Source organism: Pseudomonas mandelii (assembly GCF_900106065.1).
GTDB lineage: Bacteria > Pseudomonadota > Gammaproteobacteria > Pseudomonadales > Pseudomonadaceae > Aquipseudomonas > Aquipseudomonas mandelii.
Map to the genome: position 1 here is coordinate 6,426,406 of NZ_LT629796.1, position 18,064 is coordinate 6,444,469.

Annotated in this window: 22 protein-coding genes; 12 read left to right on the forward strand and 10 right to left on the reverse strand. The window is 57.5% G+C overall.

What is annotated here, in order from left to right; all coding sequences use genetic code 11:
* Positions 1-58: 58 nt before the first annotated feature.
* Entirely contained in the window at positions 59-481 is a 423-nt protein-coding gene (locus tag BLU63_RS29680) for a hypothetical protein (protein ID WP_083377318.1), read from the reverse strand.
* Positions 482-772: 291 nt separating this feature from the next.
* Here BLU63_RS29680 and BLU63_RS29685 point away from each other — a divergent pair, with 291 nt between their 5' ends.
* The 4 genes from BLU63_RS29685 (at position 773) to BLU63_RS29700 (ending at position 3,070) form a co-directional block, all read left to right on the forward strand.
* On the forward strand, positions 773-1,318 hold the full coding sequence (locus BLU63_RS29685) for a PAAR domain-containing protein (protein WP_083376951.1): 546 nt from the start codon (positions 773-775) through the stop codon (positions 1,316-1,318).
* Positions 1,319-1,328: 10 nt separating this feature from the next.
* On the forward strand, positions 1,329-2,111 hold the full coding sequence (locus tag BLU63_RS29690) for a hypothetical protein (protein WP_083376952.1): 783 nt from the start codon (positions 1,329-1,331) through the stop codon (positions 2,109-2,111).
* Positions 2,096-2,452, forward strand: coding sequence for a DUF7079 family protein (locus BLU63_RS29695; RefSeq protein ID WP_083376953.1), 357 nt, complete (start codon positions 2,096-2,098; stop codon positions 2,450-2,452). Before BLU63_RS29690 ends, BLU63_RS29695 begins: the two co-directional genes overlap by 16 nt.
* 261 nt (positions 2,453-2,713) lie before the next feature.
* Positions 2,714-3,070 carry a DUF7079 family protein gene (locus BLU63_RS29700; protein ID WP_083376954.1) on the forward strand — a complete coding sequence of 119 codons (357 nt, stop codon included), beginning with the start codon at positions 2,714-2,716 and terminating at the stop codon, positions 3,068-3,070.
* A gap of 216 nt (positions 3,071-3,286) precedes the next feature.
* Here the strand turns inward: BLU63_RS29700 and BLU63_RS29705 are convergent, their stop codons facing one another.
* The 7 genes from BLU63_RS29705 to BLU63_RS29735 form a co-directional block, all read right to left on the reverse strand.
* Positions 3,287-3,649, reverse strand: a complete 363-nt coding sequence (locus BLU63_RS29705) for a DUF6124 family protein (protein ID WP_083376955.1) — start codon at positions 3,647-3,649, stop codon at positions 3,287-3,289.
* A 717-nt stretch (positions 3,650-4,366) separates the two neighbouring features.
* Positions 4,367-4,840 (reverse strand): DUF2059 domain-containing protein, encoded by a 474-nt coding sequence (locus BLU63_RS29715; protein ID WP_083376957.1) that lies wholly within the window; start codon positions 4,838-4,840, stop codon positions 4,367-4,369.
* A gap of 38 nt (positions 4,841-4,878) precedes the next feature.
* Positions 4,879-5,097, reverse strand: a complete 219-nt coding sequence (locus BLU63_RS29720) for a hypothetical protein (protein ID WP_083376958.1) — start codon at positions 5,095-5,097, stop codon at positions 4,879-4,881.
* 345 nt (positions 5,098-5,442) lie between these two features.
* A complete protein-coding gene (locus BLU63_RS29725; protein ID WP_083376959.1) occupies positions 5,443-6,066 on the reverse strand; it encodes a YEATS-associated helix-containing protein in 624 nt (207 codons plus the stop codon).
* Positions 6,053-6,241 carry a YEATS-associated helix-containing protein gene (locus tag BLU63_RS32930; protein ID WP_144443456.1) on the reverse strand — a complete coding sequence of 63 codons (189 nt, stop codon included), beginning with the start codon at positions 6,239-6,241 and terminating at the stop codon, positions 6,053-6,055. The genes BLU63_RS29725 and BLU63_RS32930 overlap by 14 nt, the downstream gene beginning before the upstream one ends.
* A gap of 194 nt (positions 6,242-6,435) precedes the next feature.
* Positions 6,436-6,834, reverse strand: a complete 399-nt coding sequence (locus tag BLU63_RS29730; RefSeq protein WP_144443455.1) for a hypothetical protein — start codon at positions 6,832-6,834, stop codon at positions 6,436-6,438.
* A gap of 368 nt (positions 6,835-7,202) precedes the next feature.
* Positions 7,203-7,775 (reverse strand): cytochrome b, encoded by a 573-nt coding sequence (locus BLU63_RS29735; protein ID WP_083376961.1) that lies wholly within the window; start codon positions 7,773-7,775, stop codon positions 7,203-7,205.
* 204 nt (positions 7,776-7,979) lie between these two features.
* On the opposite strand from BLU63_RS29735, the gene BLU63_RS29740 reads away from it, so the two are divergent.
* The 7 genes from BLU63_RS29740 to BLU63_RS29770 are packed head-to-tail and all read left to right on the forward strand — an operon-like array spanning position 7,980 to position 14,325.
* Positions 7,980-8,657, forward strand: coding sequence for a thermostable hemolysin (locus BLU63_RS29740; RefSeq protein ID WP_083376962.1), 678 nt, complete (start codon positions 7,980-7,982; stop codon positions 8,655-8,657).
* A complete protein-coding gene (locus BLU63_RS29745) occupies positions 8,647-10,128 on the forward strand; it encodes an AMP-binding protein (RefSeq protein WP_083376963.1) in 1,482 nt (493 codons plus the stop codon). The genes BLU63_RS29740 and BLU63_RS29745 overlap by 11 nt, the downstream gene beginning before the upstream one ends.
* Positions 10,125-10,799: a TenA family transcriptional regulator gene (locus BLU63_RS29750; RefSeq protein ID WP_077750499.1), complete on the forward strand. Its 675-nt coding sequence runs from the start codon at positions 10,125-10,127 to the stop codon at positions 10,797-10,799. The genes BLU63_RS29745 and BLU63_RS29750 overlap by 4 nt, the downstream gene beginning before the upstream one ends.
* Positions 10,786-11,595 carry an SDR family oxidoreductase gene (locus BLU63_RS29755; protein WP_010459589.1) on the forward strand — a complete coding sequence of 270 codons (810 nt, stop codon included), beginning with the start codon at positions 10,786-10,788 and terminating at the stop codon, positions 11,593-11,595. The genes BLU63_RS29750 and BLU63_RS29755 overlap by 14 nt, the downstream gene beginning before the upstream one ends.
* Positions 11,592-12,236 (forward strand): tetratricopeptide repeat protein, encoded by a 645-nt coding sequence (locus tag BLU63_RS29760; RefSeq protein ID WP_077750500.1) that lies wholly within the window; start codon positions 11,592-11,594, stop codon positions 12,234-12,236. Before BLU63_RS29755 ends, BLU63_RS29760 begins: the two co-directional genes overlap by 4 nt.
* A gap of 11 nt (positions 12,237-12,247) precedes the next feature.
* The gene (locus BLU63_RS29765; protein ID WP_010459585.1) at positions 12,248-12,910 is read left to right on the forward strand and encodes a response regulator; all 663 of its coding nucleotides are present in this window, start codon (positions 12,248-12,250) and stop codon (positions 12,908-12,910) included.
* Positions 12,907-14,325 carry an ATP-binding protein gene (locus BLU63_RS29770; protein WP_010459583.1) on the forward strand — a complete coding sequence of 473 codons (1,419 nt, stop codon included), beginning with the start codon at positions 12,907-12,909 and terminating at the stop codon, positions 14,323-14,325. The genes BLU63_RS29765 and BLU63_RS29770 overlap by 4 nt, the downstream gene beginning before the upstream one ends.
* Positions 14,326-14,514: 189 nt before the next feature.
* Here BLU63_RS29770 and BLU63_RS29775 read toward each other — a convergent pair whose 3' ends face one another.
* Both BLU63_RS29775 and BLU63_RS29780 read right to left on the reverse strand, forming a co-directional pair.
* Complete coding sequence (locus BLU63_RS29775) at positions 14,515-14,730, reverse strand: DUF4287 domain-containing protein (protein ID WP_083376964.1); 216 nt, start codon at positions 14,728-14,730, stop codon at positions 14,515-14,517.
* A 171-nt stretch (positions 14,731-14,901) separates the two neighbouring features.
* On the reverse strand, positions 14,902-15,786 hold the full coding sequence (locus tag BLU63_RS29780; RefSeq protein WP_010459579.1) for a LysR family transcriptional regulator: 885 nt from the start codon (positions 15,784-15,786) through the stop codon (positions 14,902-14,904).
* 133 nt (positions 15,787-15,919) lie between these two features.
* Between BLU63_RS29780 and BLU63_RS29785 the strand changes: the two genes are divergently transcribed.
* Positions 15,920-17,569, forward strand: coding sequence for a GMC family oxidoreductase (locus tag BLU63_RS29785; protein ID WP_083376965.1), 1,650 nt, complete (start codon positions 15,920-15,922; stop codon positions 17,567-17,569).
* The last annotated feature ends 495 nt before the right edge of the window (positions 17,570-18,064 follow it).

Here is an 18,064-nt window from a genome sequence, read left to right on the forward strand (position 1 = left end):
AGCTAATAGCCATTTCATCGAGATGTGCAGCAAATGCCCAGTAGTAGACAGAGTGCGCTTAGGTGGATTCGTCATTGTTTTTGGAGGTTCTGGCATCAGGACGGTGCAGCCCCGCTGTGTCCCGCCAGTACAATGTTTCTTCGAGCTGGAAGCTTATCAGGAAGAGGGATGAGCACGTCTGAGCGATGGATTGCGCTATTTTGTCCAGATCGTCCATAGCAGACTGCCCCTCCGGCTCGGGGCCTTTGATTCTGATGGTACAACGCATAGCAACACGGAAGTCGATGCCCTTCGTATCCTCGGAGTAAATTGTTGAGTCCGTGATTACGCCATCGGTACTCAACGTTAGTCCCGAGATAAAGGTAGCTTCCAAACTGTCGCCAACTACGTTGATTTCGCAGGCATCAGCATCGTTTAAGGCTTTCCTCAATGTCGGGGCTGTGAGTGCATTATCCGCTTCCAGGTACAGATCAAGACTCATTTGAAACCCTTCTTCCTGCGTGAACATTTGCTCAAAAGTTTTTGAGTACGATTGTCGCGGCAGTGTATTGGTCAGCGGTTCGAATGTCTGCTCCTGGCCGATTACTGCCCTTGACCTTTGCAATCAAATGCAGCTTTTTCTTCATCCACAACGAATTCTCGCTTCATGCGCTGACCAGTTCATGCGAGCGCTGATCGCCTGATCATTGCATACGCCCATCACCACGGATTTCTAATCGAGGATCTGTTCTGGTAGGTTACGACGCTCACACGGATTTGACAGGAGGTCATAGTGGCTAAGCCAGCAGCGCGTAAGAGTGATCCATACAGTTGCCCGTTGCCGGGGCACGGTACTAATCCCATTGCGACAGGCTCTCCCGACGTGTTTTTCGATGGCCTTTCCGCAGCACGTCAAGGCGACACCTGCACGTGCGGCAGTGCGCTTTCATCAGGGCTGTCTTCGACTGTGTTCATCAACGGCAAGAATGCCGCAACCATCGACAGTGGTGGCACCCATGGCGGCGTTGTAGTTGGCGGGTCGGGGACGGTGATAATCGGCAGTACCCATACACCCTGCGAGTTTGTTCCTCCCTCGCTGTTGGCGGGTTACGCGAGCTGGATTGGCTTCAGAATCCCCGCTGAAGAAAGCTATGAGGGCTTATCGTGCACCGCGCACTTTGAAGATGGCTCATCGCTTCCCGGTGTATTCGATAAGGACAACGCTGTTAAATTTTCGAATCCATCGGGCAAGACGTGCGTGATGCTCAAGTTTGAAGAGCAAGCATCCGCAGAGGCCCTCTCTCTTACCGAGAGCCTATTGAACACAATTCTAGGATAAGGACCATCCTATGACAGAGCCGTACATTGTCACTGGCAGCTATGTTGTTCAGCGTGAGCACGCCTTGCAAGACTCTCCCCTCGACAAGGCGTTAGAGCTGATGGAGGGCACTGCCCTGAGGTTTTCGCTGGATGCCATCTCTGATGAAAAAGTCAGGGCAAGCTACACCAGGAACATCAATCGCATGTCTCAGCAAACTCGGGATGACGTGAAAGCTGGGAAGATTACCGCGCAAGAAGGTGTGAAGTTCAGTCATGAGATGCGAAACAAAATCATGATGGAACATCGCAAATTCACCTCGGCGCAGGGTTTGGCTATCGTCCAAAGGAAGAAAAAGGACGGAAAGGGTCTCATAACACTCCTGAATATGTACGCTGAAAGCCTATTCCAAAAAGGTTACGACAGCCTTTCAGAAGTAGAAAAGAATAAGGTCCACTACGCCATTCTGGAATCCTCGGGACGTGATAATGCCAAATTCACGACCGGCACCAAAAAAATGCTGATCATGGGCAAGCTCGGCGTTCTGGTGACCGCCGCTCTGGCGACCTATCAAATATTGGATGCTGAAAACAAACCTAAAGAGGCGGCGCGCCAAGGCATCATTGTTGGTGCGGGAGCGTTGGGCGGTATCCTCGCTGGGATGGGCGTCAGCACGTTTTGCGGCCCTGCCATGCCCATTTGCGCGATTGCGATAGTCTTGGCTGGAACAGTCGCTGGCGGTTTCGCGGGCGAAGCGGTTGCGAGCTCACTGGATGAAGAACTGGAGGAGTTTTCGCATTGGGACATCTTCTGACTGAGCCACAACTGACAAAGGTCAGAGCCGCACTCTCCGAGCCATTCAACGATTTTCCAGTCGAGTATGACTTTGTAGCGCAGAAGGTCAGAGGTGTTGCCCCTGACGTTCTGTACGAAATCCTCTATTCAGAAGTCGCACCGGTGTGTTTCACCAATCTAGTGGCCGCTGTACCACCGGTATGGACAGGCTTCGATCCTGACATACTCAGGGAATCGATAGAGACAAGGCTGGTAGCAAGAGAGCGTAATTGGTTTCGCCGGCAGTTCGATAAAGTGCTGGTTCGCTGGCTGAAATATAACTACGCCTACATCTGGAAAGAGATCTCCAGCAGGCTTTGAACCGGAATGCACTAGGGTCAAGAGACTTGCTGAACGTTATAAAAAACCCGCTGACCATTTGTGGCTGCTTTCCATTCAGAAAGTCAGGCAGCTTTTGGCCGGTGCGTTAGGCGGCGCTGCTGGATGGGGCATCAGTGCATTGTGGCGCCCTGGAGCCCCGATCTGCGCAATTGGGGAGGTCTTGATGGGATCGGTCGTCGGTGGCGTCGCGGGCGGAGTGGTCGCGGAATCGCTGGATGAGGAACTGGAGGAATTTTCGCATTGGGACATTTTCTGACCGAACCACGACTGACAGACGTCAGAGCCGCACTGTCCGAACCATTCAACTATTTTCCGACCGATTACGACTACATCGCGCGCCAGGTCAAAGGCGTCGATCCTGACGTCCTCTACGAAATCTTTTATTCAGAAGTGGCGCCCGTTTGCTTCTCCAACCTTGCAGCAGTCTTGCCCTCTGTCTGGACAGGCTTTGACCCCGACTGGCTCAGAGCGACGATCGAGGAAAGGCTCGCGGCGCGCAAGCGTAATTGGCTACGCAGGCAGTTTGATAAGTTGCTGGTCCGATGGCTGCGATACGAATACGACTACATGTGGAAGGAAATTGCTTGCAGGCTCTGAACCCGAACGCTCAATGGACTGTTTACTCGCTGAACATCCTGAAAAACCGATGACCATTACTGGCTACTTTCTGCTCCCGTTTTAGCCAGCTTTTGGGCGATGGTCGCCAGCAATTATCCGATTTTCGGCCAAAAAACTGAGACCTCATGGATACCGTTGCCGACTTGCCCTCCCTCTGTGACGACGGACTAACCCACCGTCACAGAGGGTTCGCCCTTACTCCTTCACTTCAACCTTATCCAGCGCCTGATTCACCGCCAATTCCCCCAACATCACCACCTGCGTAATCCCCAGCAGCGTCTTGCGGTGCGAGTTATCCAGCAACGCCGCAAAATTGCTGAGCATGGTAGTCGCCGAGCCCAGTGACTCGCTGGCGTTGGCCAGTAGGGATTCTGTGTCGTATGCCGGGTTGGCGAGGAACATGGGTTCGGGTTCGTGGGTGCTGGCCATGATGTTGGCACCTGGATTGAGGTAGTGGTCGAGGGCGCGTTCGGCGGCTTCGTGGAATTTTTTGGAATCGAGGGATTCGTAGGGGGATGCCGGATCGGTGTCCGGTGGGTTGGGTGTTGGTTTGATCATGGTGAAACCTCTAGCGCGAATATTTCAAGGAGCCATCACTCTCTCGCTACCAAACGGAGGGTGGCGGCCATACGCGGGTTGGTAGACCGGTCGCACTAGAACCCGGCGCCCACAAGTGGGCCCCACGCATGACCACCATGAACGCAAAGTCTTGTGAAACCGACTGCGTAAAGGTGAAGCCATGAGTCTAGAACGATCCGGGCTACCAAACCCGATCACTGTTTTAGTGACCCCGCCACGATAGAACCCGTGTCCTAGACGCACAAGCCGGCGGATTCTGGCGTACGCGTAGGCAACGGCGCAAGGCCTTGTAGCCGTTAGGACGTAACACTGAATGTCTTTAAACGTGGGCGCTCAAACATGTTTAAAACAGTGGATATCGAAGTGGGAATCCATGGCTGAGATTGATGGCGTCTGGGATGACGCCATCGCGAGCAGGCTCACTCCTACAGGGGATTTGTGGAGCATTCGAGGTTTGGGGGGCAATGGGTATGGCCGGTGTCTGGTCGGGTTCGGGTTCGGGTTCGGGTTCGGGATTATTCTCGGCCCCTCGGACGCAGCCTCGCGGGCTCGACAGGTACTACAGGTGCATTGCGTTGACTGGCCATTAAATAATCCGTCCCGCTACTTCGAGCGGGATACGGATCATCTACTGAATCCACCACCTGGAAAATCCTGCAAGACGTCTGTGCACGACACCAGGCACGATGATGAGCTCTAGCCCTTCAACTCGTCCTTCATATCATCCAACTCATCGATGATTGCATCATCGCTGTCCACCATTGCCTCTTGCATGTCTTGAGCAATGGTTTTTTGGACATCCATCACCTTTTCGGCCAACGCGCGGCCTTGTTTGGAGCCGAGGATGATGGCCATGGCTTGCTCGGGATGCTTGTTGGCACGGATCATCAGATCGAGTTCGTCGTTGTCGAAGTGATCGGCATAGATGTCGACCATCTCGCTTTTCAATTCGTCCGGATCGAGTTTGTCCCGCACGACGTTGCGGATTTGTTCCCGTTCCAGCATCGGGTAGCGGGAAGCGTAGCTGGCCGATGCCATTTCCACGATGGTGCTGTAATTTTTGGTCAAGCCGCTGGTCTCGATCAGCTCCTCGGCCTTGTCCTTACTGGCCCCACAGCCAGCCAGTGCAGCTGCCAGCAACACGGCCAGCGTTATCTTTGTCATGCTCATGAGCATTCTTCCTTGATGAGTTTTGAGGTGCGGATCGCTTAGCGACGATTCAAGTGAATCGCGCCGATGACCACGAGCAGGACGATGACGCCGATAAACGCGCCGAAAGCAGGGAACATTGCGGCCGGCCAGATCAGGCCTCTGCCCAGGTTGTAGGCGAAGCTGGCGTGGGAGTAGATGGTGAACATCCAGGAATAAAGCGCGTAGATCAGGCCAATGACGAGATAGCCGGAAATGATCTTTCCCTTGAGCGACATGATGTCTTCCTTGTGAACCGTAGATAGATTTTCAGTAACATACTATTTCAGTGATGGCATTTCAACATCGCTATCACACCTCCCTCTGTGGCGACGGACCAGTCGCTCGTCACAGAGGGTTTGCGATTACTCCTTCGGCTCGACGTTATCCAACGCTTGGTTCACCGCCAATGCTCCCACCATGACCACTTGTGTGATCCCAGTTGGGTTTTGCGGAAAGAGTTAGCCAATACGCCGTGAAATTGTTGAGGATGGTGGTGGCCGGCCAGACGATTTTCAGGTTTATTTTCCAAAGGGGAAAAATAAATTCGTCACCTTTTTTACAAAATCAATCATTCAAGATATTTATTTATCAATGCATGGAATGTTGTATTTATCGCAAAAAACCTTACTTTTTCTCGCAAATGCAAATTCTTCCTCCGTCGCTATTTTATCCTTGAGTTCTGGACTCAATTTAAGGGCTTGATCGATATGAAATATTATCTCTTCAACCTCCCTCTCTAGTAGTGACAGAAAACAGGCGTGATTCCAGTGAAGCTGATAATCTTGCTCATCTCCTGATCTTTCAAGCTCCAGAGCCTTTGAACTTGCATCAAGAGCCTCGCCATACTGTTTAAGGTAATAATGCTGGAGAGCTTTCAACCCCCACGCCCTATCAGAACTTTCAATTTTTATGGCCTTCTCAAACATTTTCAATGCTTCGTCATGAGAGCCGTCCTTTCTATACAGCTTTCCTTTTATCATTAAGTTCTCCGCCATAAGATATGCAATATCTTTTTTATCGTGCCGAGACTCAATTTCAATCTCATCAACTTTTGCGTTCGTCTCCCTCAACTGACTCAATATCTTTCTAGATATATTATCAATGAAGGATCTCGACGAGATTGCTGCAATCAAGGAGAACCCAAACAAAATAAATTTATTCTTATCACTCCCATCAAACTGCGCAACTAAATTACTGGATATCATTTGCAAAAAAAACAGGCATTAAAGTGGCCGCAGCAATCCCCACGCTTATAGATTTAAAAAAATTACCTTTTAGAAATGGCATATCTTTATCTTTCGGCGTATTTGAGTAGTTAATTAACCCACCAAAAAAACCAGCCGAGATAATTATCGCTAGAATAGAATAATCTGCGCTCATTTATTCCGCCTCGCTTCGCTTAACTTTTAGCTTGCATTCTCAATTCATAATATACATTTATTGCCACCAGACGAAGTGCATCCAGACAAGACAAGCGACAGGAAGATGCAACTCCAACGTTCAATACTCATACCGCACCTCCACTGATCGCTACTCTGAGAGAACTTACAACCCAAAGACAAAAGCCGAAGTCTTTATTTAACGGTAAATTTGTTATTGGTTTTGTTACTCACACTATCCACAAACCAGATGACCACGCCATCAGTGAGTACTTTATTGCATTCCTTGCCATATTTTTTATAGCTCACGCAGATGACGTCTTCCGTCATGATCCATTGACCGGTTTGCAGCGACTCGCTGGAAATCTGGATAACCGCAGTCCCGTCCGGGTTCAGCGTTTCAGAAAAGGCATAACCGGTGGCCGTCACGCTCGAATGCTTGCGCCCTATCACTGTCGACTGAATCTCGCTTGCGCTGAGTTGTCTCGCGTTTGGCGGTGCATCGGCGTGAGCAGCGGTCGCTGCTTCATGACCAGTAGATGAGCAGCCTGCCACGAACAACACAACTAAGGAGTAAATAATCGCCCTATTCATAACCATCACCATTATGAGCACATGGATCCAATGCTTAATAATAGCCACACAAAAACCATCAAATATAATGATTCACGATGCACTTAATAGCGTGAAATCACTAACGATGTTTCATTTGTGAGAAAACTAAGTTATTGACAGTTGCATTCAAATGGCCACTGACAAACTTCTTCCCCTGTGATGACGAATTGATGTGGTCTGGCGTCGGGTTTGGAAGAATGTTGCGGGGGGAATCCTTGGCTGGAATTGATGGCGTCTGGGATGACGCCATCGCGAGCAGGCTCGCTCCCACAGGGGGGTTGGGGTGAATTCGAGGTCTCGGGGTGGCTATGGATATGGCCGGTGTCTGGTTGGCACCGGGCTTGGGATTAACGCTGGCGCTGGTTGATGGGATTGTTGGACCGGCCGGGCAGCATGCGGGTCAGGGTGTTGTCGCGGACCCAATAGTGGTGAAACAACCCCGCCGCCGCGTGCAAGCCGATCAGCCAGTAACCCGCGCTGCCGAGCAGTTCGTGCCAGTACTTGAATTGCTTGGCCAGGTCCGGGTCTACCGCGACCGGCGATGGCAGGTAGAACTCGAAATAAGGCATCGGTTTGCCGCCGGCGGACAGCATCAGCCAGGCCAGCAGCGGCGTGGCGATCATTAATACGTACAAGGCCAGGTGCATCAGGTGCGAAACGCCGGTCTGCCATTTGGGCAGTGCCGGGGTGATCGGTGGCCGAGGCGTCAGGCGACCGAGCAGTCGCACCCACACCAGGGCGAAGATGCTTAGGCCGAAGAGGCCGTGCAGCCCGAGAAACATGGCTTTCAACGGGTGGCCCTTGGGCAGCAGGCCTTTGATTTCAATGCAGGCGTACACGCCGACGAACAGTGCCAGCATCAGCCAGTGCAAGGTGATTGAGAGTTTTCCATACCGATGGGTCATTGATTCGCGGGTCATAACGGGCCTCATGAATGTCATTGCCGGCGGCCGAGTCATTCGTGCGGCCGGGGTGCGGTGTGTCAACGCACCGACGGGGCACACCCTGCCCGCGAAGTCTTAAGGCAATCTGAAGACAGCGGAGATGATCTTTTTCTTACCTTCAGATTCCGTTAAGAAATGGCTTCGATACTTCTCCCACACTTACTCGGGAGGCGTCTTCCAATGCCTGACTTTGAATGGAATATTCCTCTACCCCTACGCTTCGGCCAGGCCGAAGCTCCGCTGATGAACCTGGCCAGGGCGTTACCGGACGACGTCGAGCGCCCGGTCTTTGAAGCCTTTATTCAGCAACGTTTTCGTAAGGCCCATGGCGCCGATATTCGTCATTTCATGCCGGAGCTGTTTGGCATGAGCGATGCCTCCGGCTCGCTGTGTGCGGTGGCCGGTGTGCGCATGGCCAATGCTGAGTCGTTGTTTCTGGAACGTTATCTGGACGAGTCGATTGAGCCGCTGATCAGTGCTGCGGCGGACCGCCCGGTCGATCGTGCCGGTATCGTCGAGGTCGGCAATCTGGCCGCCAGTGACACCGGCAGTGCGCGGATGAGCATCATCGCCATCACTTACTTGCTGGCCATGGGCGGTCTGGAATGGGTGGCGTTCACCGGCAACATCGGCTTGGTGAACAGCTTTCATCGCCTGGGCTTGAAACCGGTGACGCTGTGCGCGGCCGACCCTGAGCGGCTGGGGGACGAACGCCAGCACTGGGGCAGTTATTACGAGAGCAAGCCTTGGGTGCACGTCGGCAACATCCGCGCCGGTTTTATTCATTTGCGCAACATCGGGATGTTCAATCGCCTGGGTTTGCCGACATCCCTTGAGGAATCCAGCCATGTCGCCTGAAACCGAGCGTTTCAAACAGACCTTGCGCAGCCATGCCGAGCGCAAGACCAGCGCCATCGCGTTGTGGGGTGATCATCAGAAGGTGGATTACGCCACACTGTATGCCGAGGTTGTGTATCGCCAGCAACGGCTGCGCGATGAGCAGGTCAAGGTGATTGCGCTGGCGTTGGACAATGGCGTCGAAGCGATGCTCTGGGACTTGGCCGCGCTGTTCGAAGGCCTGACTTGCCTGACGTTGCCGCCTTTTTTCAGCCCCGCTCAGCGCGCCCATTGTCTGGAACAGAGCCAGGCCGAACGGGTGATTGCCGAACCCGCGCTGGACGACGAGTTGCAAGCGGCCGGCTACGAAAAGACCGGTGAGTTCTGGCGCCGCACCTTCAACGGCCCGAACCGTATGCCGGAAGGGACCGCCAAACTGACCTTCACCTCGGGCACCACGGGCACGCCCAAAGGCGTGTGCCTCAGCGCCGAGAGCCTGTTGACGGTCGCTCGCGAACTGAATCAGGCGAGCAAACCCGCCGATCCGCAGCATCATCTGGCGTTGTTACCCCTGGCGATTTTGCTGGAAAACCTCGGTTGCTACGCCGCGCTGTATGCCGGGGCCACGTTGAGTTTGCCCAGCCAGAAAACCCTGGGGATTCAGGGCGCCAGCGGTGTTGATGTGCCGCGTCTGCTGGGTTGCCTGGCCACCCGGGCGCCCGAGAGCCTGATCCTGGTGCCGCAGTTGTTGCAGATGTTGGTCAGCGCCGCCGAGCAGAAAGCCTTCAGCCCCTACTCGTTGCGGTTTGCGGCGGTGGGTGGCGCGCGGGTGGCCGAGGAATTGCTGGACCGCGCGCAACGCATCGGCATCCCTGTTTACGAAGGTTACGGCCTGTCGGAGTGCGCCTCGGTGGTGTGCCTCAATCGCCCCGAAGCGCGCCGTCTCGGCAGTGTCGGCCGGCCCCTGCCCCACGTCACGATTCGCCTGGCCGAGGACGGCGAGGTGCTGGTCAAGGGTTCGACCTTGCTCGGTTATCTGGGAGAGGCGCCGCACACCGATGAATGGTGGCCGACCGGCGATCTCGGCGAGTTCGACCCGGACGGTTTTCTCTACCTCAAGGGTCGCAAGAAGCATCAATTCGTCACCAGTTTCGGACGCAACGTCAACCCGGAATGGGTCGAGGCTGAATTGACCCAGCGCCGCCATATCGCCCAGGCCTTCGTCTACGGCGAAGCCATGCCGCACAACCATGCGCTGCTCTGGCCCCATCGCCCGGACTGCACCGACGCCGAACTGGCTGCCGCCGTCGCCGAGGCCAACGAGGCCTTGCCCGGTTATGCGCAGGTCCATCACTGGACCCGTCTCGATCAACCGTTCACCCCCGCCAATGGCCTGCTTACCGCCAATGGCCGCCCGCGCCGTGACGCCATCATCGAGCGTTACCGGGCGCAACTGACTGAATCTGTACTTTCCGAGGAATCCGCATCATGAGTTTTTTCGACACGCTGCAAGAAGCCACGCAACACGAACGTCATGAACTGTTCAACCTGCCGGTCATCCGCGATGCCCTTGAGGGCAAGGTCAGCCTGGAAAGCTACCGGGCCTTCCTGGCGCAAGCCTATTACCACGTGCGCCACACCGTGCCGTTGATGATGGCGTGCGGGGCGAAATTGCCGTCGCGCCTGGAATGGCTGCGTAAAGCGGTGTGCGAGTACATCGAGGAGGAATACGGTCACGAGCAGTGGGTGCTGGACGATATCGAAGCCTGCGGCGGCGACCGCATTGCCGTGCGCGACGGTCGTCCGAGCCTGCCGATTGAATTGATGGTCAGCTACCTCTACGACCTGATTGCCCGCGACAACCCGGTCGGCCTGTTCGGCATGGTCAACGTGCTGGAAGGCACCAGCATTGCCCTGGCCACCCACGCCGCCGGCAGCATCCGCGAGCGCCTGGCGTTGCCGGAAAGCGCCTTCAGTTACCTCAGTTCCCATGGCTCTTTGGACATCGAGCACATGCAGACCTATCGCCGGTTGATGAATACCCTCGACGATCCGGACGACCAGGCTGCGGTGATTCACGCCTCCAAAGTGGTGTACAAACTTTACACCGATATGTTCCGCGGCTTGCCGCGTGACGGGGAGGCCCTGCATGAAGTTGCATGATGCCCGCGTGGTGCTGACCGGCGCCAGCGGCGGTATCGGCCTGGCGATCGCCACCGCGTTGTGCGCCAGCGGCGCCCGGGTGCTGGCGGTGGCTCGGCACCAGGAACCGCTGCGGCCTTTGCTTGAACGCTATCCGCAAAACCTGTGCTGGGTCGGCGCGGACCTGACCGTGCTGTCCGACCGACGCAAGGTGCTGACCGCAGCCGAATCGATTGGCGGGATCAACCTGCTGATCAACGCCGCCGGGATCAATCACTTCGCCATGCTTGAGCAGCTGGAGGACAGCGATATCCACGCCATGATGGCCCTTAACATCAGCGCGCCGATTTGCCTGACCAAAACCCTACTGCCGCTGCTCAAACAAGCCGAGAGCGCGATGGTGGTGAACGTCGGCTCAACTTACGGCTCCATCGGTTACCCCGGTTACGCCAGTTATTGCGCCACCAAGTTTGCCTTGCGCGGGTTTTCCGAGGCCCTGCGCCGGGAGTTGGCGGACACCCGGGTCAGCGTGCTCTACGTCGCCCCGCGCGCTACCCGCACCAGCATGAACAGCCCGGCGGCGCAGGCGTTGAACGATGCGCTCAAGGCCAACGTCGACGATCCGCAAACCGTTGCCGCCGCGGTGATGCACGCGATTGCCGGTGACCGGCGCGACTTGTACCTCGGCTGGCCGGAGCGCTTTTTTGTGCGCCTCAACAGCCTGCTGCCCAATCTGGTGGACCGTGGCTTGCGCAAGCAATTGCCGCTGATCCGTCGCCTGAGTCAAAAGCCCGACAACGAGACCCTCAAACCATGAAGAAAATCATCGCTTGCCTGCTGCTGGGAGCCCTGAGCCAGAGCGTCTGGGCACTGGAACCCGCCGATCAGCAACGCCTCCAGGGCATCCAGCAAAGCTGGGCGCACATTCAATACGAAGTCCCGGAAGCGCAACGCACCGCTGCGTTCGAGAAACTGGCAGGCCAGGCATCCGCGTTCACCCAGGAACGTCAATCGGTGGCCGAAGCCTGGATCTGGTCCGGCATCGTCAACAGCAGCTGGGCCGGCGCCCAAGGTGGCCTCGGTGCGCTGAGCAAGGTGAAGGCCGCGAAAGCCGATCTGGAAAAAGCCATGACGCTGGACCCCAAAGCTCTGCAAGGCTCGGCCTATACCAGCCTCGGCGCGTTGTATGATCGCGTCCCCGGCTGGCCCATCGGTTTCGGTGACTCGGACAAGGCCGAACAGTTACTCAAACAGGCCTTGCAACTGAACCCGGAGGGCATCGATAGTCTGTACTTCTGGGGCGATCACCTCTACCGTCAAAAACGCTACAGCGAAGCCCGCAGCGCGTTGCAAAAAGCCCTGCAGGCCGCCCCAAGGCCAGGCCGTGAACTCGCCGACGCCGGGCGACGCAAAGAGATCGAAACGTTGCTGGTGGACGTGAACAAGAAACTCAACTGACAGGAGTCCGTGTGCGCTTATTACTGATTGAGGACGACGTGGCCCTCGGCGAGGGCATCCATCAAGCCCTGGGCCGCGAAGGTTATACCGTCGATTGGCTAAAGGACGGCACCAGCGCCTTGCACGCGCTGCTCAGTGAAACCTTTGACCTGGCGGTGCTCGACCTCGGTCTGCCGCGCATGGACGGGCTGGAAGTGCTGCGCCGCTTGCGGGACAGCGGCTCCAACCTGCCGGTGCTGATCCTCACCGCCCGGGATGCGACCGAAGACCGCATTGCCGGGCTGGACGCCGGGGCCGACGATTACCTGGTCAAACCCTTTGATCTGGCCGAACTCAAGGCTCGCCTGCGGGCCTTGTTGCGGCGCAGTGCCGGCCGCGCCCAGGTGCTGATCGAACACGCCGGCATCAGCCTGAACCCCGGCACCCAGCAAGTCAGCTACCTGGGCGAGCCGGTGGCGTTGACGCCCAAGGAATATCAGCTGCTCCACGAATTGCTCTCGCCGCCGGGCCGGGTCATGACCCGCGATCATCTGATGCAGTTGCTGTATGGCTGGAATGAAGAAGCCGAAAGCAACACCCTGGAAGTGCACATCCATCACCTGCGCAAAAAATTCTCCACCGACCTGATCCGCACCATTCGCGGTGTCGGTTACCTGGTGGAGGAGCGCCGATGACGTCGATCCGGCGCCGCACGCTCACGCTGATCATTGGCCTGATGCTGGTAGGGCTGGCGGTGATCAGCCTGTTGAACCTGCACGACAGCAATCACGAAATCGCCGAAGTCTACGATGCCCAACTCGCGCAAAACGCCCGGCTGTTGCAGGGGGTGATGCGCATGCCGATGGCGAGCAAGGAACACGCCGATCTGTATCAGGCCTTCAACAAGGCGCTGGGCGAGGCCGAGCCGAGGGTCGATGGCCATCCCTATGAAACCAAGATGGCTTTTCAGGTCTGGACCCTCAACGGCGAAGTGCTGGTGCACACGGCCAGTGCGCCCTCCTTCAGCGCGCCGCCGTCGACACCCGGCTTCAGCGACGTCGTGGACCTCAACAACCGCCATTGGCGTGCGTTCCTGTTGGTAGACAAACAGAACGGTCTGAGAATCTGGGTGGGCGAACGAGACGACGTGCGTTCGGACCTGGTGGACCGGATCGTGCGCCATACCTTGGGGCCCAATGTGCTGGGCAGCCTGATTCTGGCGGCGATGATCTGGTTGGCCATCGGCTGGGGCCTCAAGCCGCTGGAAGACATGGCGGCGACCTTGCGCGCGCGGCACAGCGGTTCGCTGGAGCCTCTGCAACTGACGCCGTTGCCCAGTGAACTGGAGCCGATGCAAGCGGCGCTCAACCGCATGCTCGCGCAGATTCAGGAAGTGATGGGCCGCGAGCGGCGCTTCATCGCCGATGCCGCCCACGAAATGCGCACACCGCTGGCCGTGCTGCGTGTGCATGCGCAAAACCTGCTGGAAGCCGGCACGGAACAGGAGCGCCGTGAATCCCTGGAATTCCTGATCGCCGGCGTCGACCGCACCAGCCGCCTGGTCAATCAATTGCTGACCATGGCCCGCCTCGAACCCAAAGCCATCGCACCTGTACAGCAACGCATCGACCTGGCCGCCACCGTGCGCGACAGCCTCGTGCAGCTCACGCCGTGGTTGCTGAGCAAGAACCTTGAGCTGGCCTTCGACGTCACCGATCGCCCCTTTGAAGTGGTGGCCGACGCCGCCGCCATCGACATCGCCTTGAACAACCTGATCAGCAACGCGGCAAACTTTTCCCCGGAGCATGGGGTCATCACGGTGCAACTCAGTCAGGCGGACGGCTTCTATTCGCTGAGCGTCGAGGACCAGGGGCCCGGCATCGACGAGGCGGATCGCGGGCGGTTGTTCGAACGCTTCTACAGCCGTGGCAATGCCCATGGCGCGGGTTTGGGCCTGACCATCGTCAACACCATCGCCACCCGGCTGGGCGGACGCATCACCCTGGCCAATCGCCCGGAAGGCGGCTTGCGCGCCACGCTGTCGATTCCCGACAGCCAACCCCGCGACCCACTACAGCGCACCACCCGCGAGTTGCCGCCGAATGTTTGAGTGATCCCGGCAGAATGCGGTGAGCCAGCTGGCGCCATCGCGAGCTGGCTCACTCCCACAGGAGGCTATGCTGACCACAACACTCGCGAACGACGCAGAACCCATGTAGGAGTGAGCCTGCTCGCGATGGCGGTGGCACCTCCAGCCCCCTCTCACCGCCATTCCACATTGCAGCCGTTTACAGCGGCCTCACTTTTTAACACCCGCCAAATAATGCGCCACCAACGCATTCGCATGGCCATGCCCCATTCCATGCTCATCCTTCAACCAAGCCACCATTTCCATATGCTTCTTGCCGCTCACCGTCCCGAGCAGCTCCAGCCAATGGCTAATGGGCTGGCCGTACTTTTTCTCGATGGACGGAAAATACGACGCCGGGCCTTTCACTTTTGTCTCTTCGGTCATGCTGCACGCTCCCTTGTTCGCGACGGAGTGTCGGAGGACGCTCCTTGTCTTCATCCCGAATTGAAGACCAGGACAGCTGCGCAGTCCAGCGGGAGCAAGCTCCCTCGCCACAGGGGTTGTGTTGGTTGCTTCATTGCTTGGTTGATCAGAGATCTATGAGGGGTTGGCAGGCTATCCCATCAACAACCCCTGCTCCGCCTCGCACAACTCCACCACGTAATCCCACATCACCCGCAATCTCACCGACTTGTGCAGCTCCCGCCGCGTGCTGATCCAGTAGCTGCGCTCAATGCTCTCGTCCGGAAACAGCGGCACCAGTTCCGGATCGGCGCTGGCCATGTAGCACGGCAGCACCGCAATCCCCAATCCCGAACGTGCCGCCTGTTGCTGGGCGATGACGCTGGTGCTGTGGAACACCACCTGCGGGTTGCGGCAAAAACTGTTGAGGAACATCAGTTCCTGGCTGAACAGCAAGTCGTCGACGTAGCCGATCCACGCGTGCCGGCCGAGGTCTTCGCGGCTGTGCAGCGGCGGTGCCTTGTCGAGGTAGGCCTGGCTGGCATAGAGCGCCAGGCGATAGTCGGTGAGTTTGCGCGTGACCAGCATGTCGGCGGCCGGGCGTTCAAGGTGGATGCTGATTTCGGCTTCGCGGTTGAGGATGCTGACGAAGCGCGGCACCGCCACCAGCTCCACTTCCAGTCCGGGGTAGCGTTCGAACAGCCCGTTCATGCGGCTGGCGAGGAACATGATGCCCAGCCCTTCGGTCACGCCGACGCGAATCTTGCCCAGTGGTGCCGTGGACTGGGTGATTTCCTCTTGCGCCAGCAACGCGACGTTTTCCATGGCTTCGGCGTGCTTGAGCAGCGCTTCGCCGGCCGGGGTCATTTCGTAGCCCTGGGCATGCTGGACAAACAGCGCGGTGCCAAGGCTCTTTTCAATGGCCTCGATGTGCCGGGCGACGGTGGCGTGGGTGGTGTTCAAACGGCGGGCGGCGGTGAGCAAACGCCCGCTGCGTTGCAATTCGAGAAAAAACCGCAGGTCATTCCAGTCGAACATGAGTCGTCCTTGGGGCTACGCTGTTTGAAGCGCTGTCTGAAAACGCACAGCGGCTGCGCAAAAACTAACATTCTTTTGACGAAAGCTAACAACTAGGATGACCGACAACAAGAACAACAATACGAGGTCAGGGATGCAGACTTCCCTTGATGAATTCGACTACATCGTGGTCGGCGCCGGACCGGCCGGTTGTTTGCTGGCCAATCGGCTGTCGGCCGACCCGCAACACCGCGTCTTGCTGCTCGAAGCCGGCGGCCGCGATAACTATGCTTGGATTCACATCCCCGTGGGTTACCTGTTCTGCATCGGCAACCCGCGCACCGACTGGTGCTTCAAGACCGAAGCGCAACCCGGCCTGCAAGGTCGCGCCCTGAGTTACCCGCGCGGCAAAGTGCTGGGCGGCTGTTCCTCGATCAACGGCATGATCTACATGCGCGGCCAGGCTGGCGACTATGACGGCTGGGCCGCTGACGGCAATCCGGGCTGGCGCTGGAACGACGTGCTGCCGCTGTTCAAGAAAAGCGAAAACCATTTTGCCGGCGACTCGCAATTTCACGGCGCCAGCGGCGACTGGCGGGTCGAGCGTCAGCGGCTGTCGTGGCCGATTCTGGATGCGTTCCGCAGCGCCGCCGAGCAAAGCGGCATTGCCAGCATCGATGACTTCAATCAGGGCGACAACGAAGGCTGCGGCTATTTTCAGGTCAACCAGAAGGCCGGGATTCGCTGGAACGCGGCCAAGGCGTTTCTCAAACCGATCCGTAATCGCGCCAATCTCACCGTGCTGACCGACGTCGAAGTGGACCGTGTGCTGCTGGAAAACGGCCGGGCTTCGGCGGTCAGCACCCGTTACCAAGGTCAGGCAAAAACCTTCAAGGCGCGCAAGGAAATCGTGCTGTGCGCAGGCTCCGTCGGTTCGCCGAGCATTCTGCAACGCTCCGGCATCGGCCCTCGCCCGCTGCTCGAAAAACTGGGGATCGGTGTGGCTCATGAGCTGCCGGGCGTGGGCGGCAATCTGCAGGATCACCTGCAACTGCGGCTGATCTACAAACTGGAAAACGCCCGCACCCTGAACCAGATCGCTGGCAGCGTGTGGGGCAAGATGGGCATGGGCCTGCGTTATCTGTACGACCGCAGCGGTCCGCTGTCGATGGCGCCGAGTCAGCTGGGGGCGTTTGCCCGGTCGGGACCGGAACAGACCTCGGCCAATCTCGAATACCACGTGCAACCGCTGTCGCTGGAACGCTTCGGCGAACCGCTGCACGCCTTCCCTGCTTTCACGGCGTCGGTTTGCGACCTGAGGCCACAGAGTCGCGGACGGGTGGAGATTCGTTCCGCCGATCCGCAGGAAGCGCCGCTGATTCAGCCCAACTATTTAAGCCACCCAGAGGATTTGCGGGTCGCGGCCGATGCCATTCGCCTGACCCGGCGCATCGTCGCCGCCCCGGCCCTGCGAGCGTTCAAACCGGTCGAGTACTTGCCCGGCGATAGCTTGCAGACCGAAGAGGAACTGCACGAAGCCGCCGCACGAATTGGCACGACGATTTTCCATCCGGTGGGCACCTGTCGCATGGGCAACGATGTGCAGGCCGTGGTCGATGCCGAGTTGCGCGTTCACGGGATTCCCGGACTGCGCATCGCTGATGCCTCGATCATGCCGCGCATTACCTCGGGCAATACGTGCTCGCCTACGCTGATGATTGCCGAAAAGGCTGCGCTGATGATCCTCAACCCCAGCACAAGGAACCTCAACCCGCAGAAGGAACTGCTGAGCAACCCACTGTAGGAGCGAGGCTTGCCCGCGAAGAACGATGGCGCGGTGTGTCAGGTCTGACGCCTTCGCGAGCAAGCTTCGCTCCTACAAAGATCGACGTACACCCGGCTTTATGGAGCAACCCACTGTAGGAGCGAGGCTTGCCCGCGAAGAACGATGACGTGGTGTGTCAGGCCTGACGCCTTCGCGAGCAAGCTTCGCTCCTACAAAGATCGACGTACACCCGGCTTTATGGAGCAACCCACTGTAGGAGCGAGGCTTGCCCGCGAAGAACGATGACGCGATGTGTCAGGCCTGACGCCTTCGCGAGCAAGCTTCGCTCCTACAAAGATCGACGTACACCCGGCTTTATGGAGCAACCCACTGTAGGAGCGAGGCTTGCCCGCGAAGAACGATGACGCGGTGTGTCAGGTTTGACGCCTTCGCGAGCAAGCTTCGCTCCTACAAAGATCGACGTACACCCGGCTTTATGGAGCAACCCACTGTAGGAGCGAGGCTTGCCCGCGA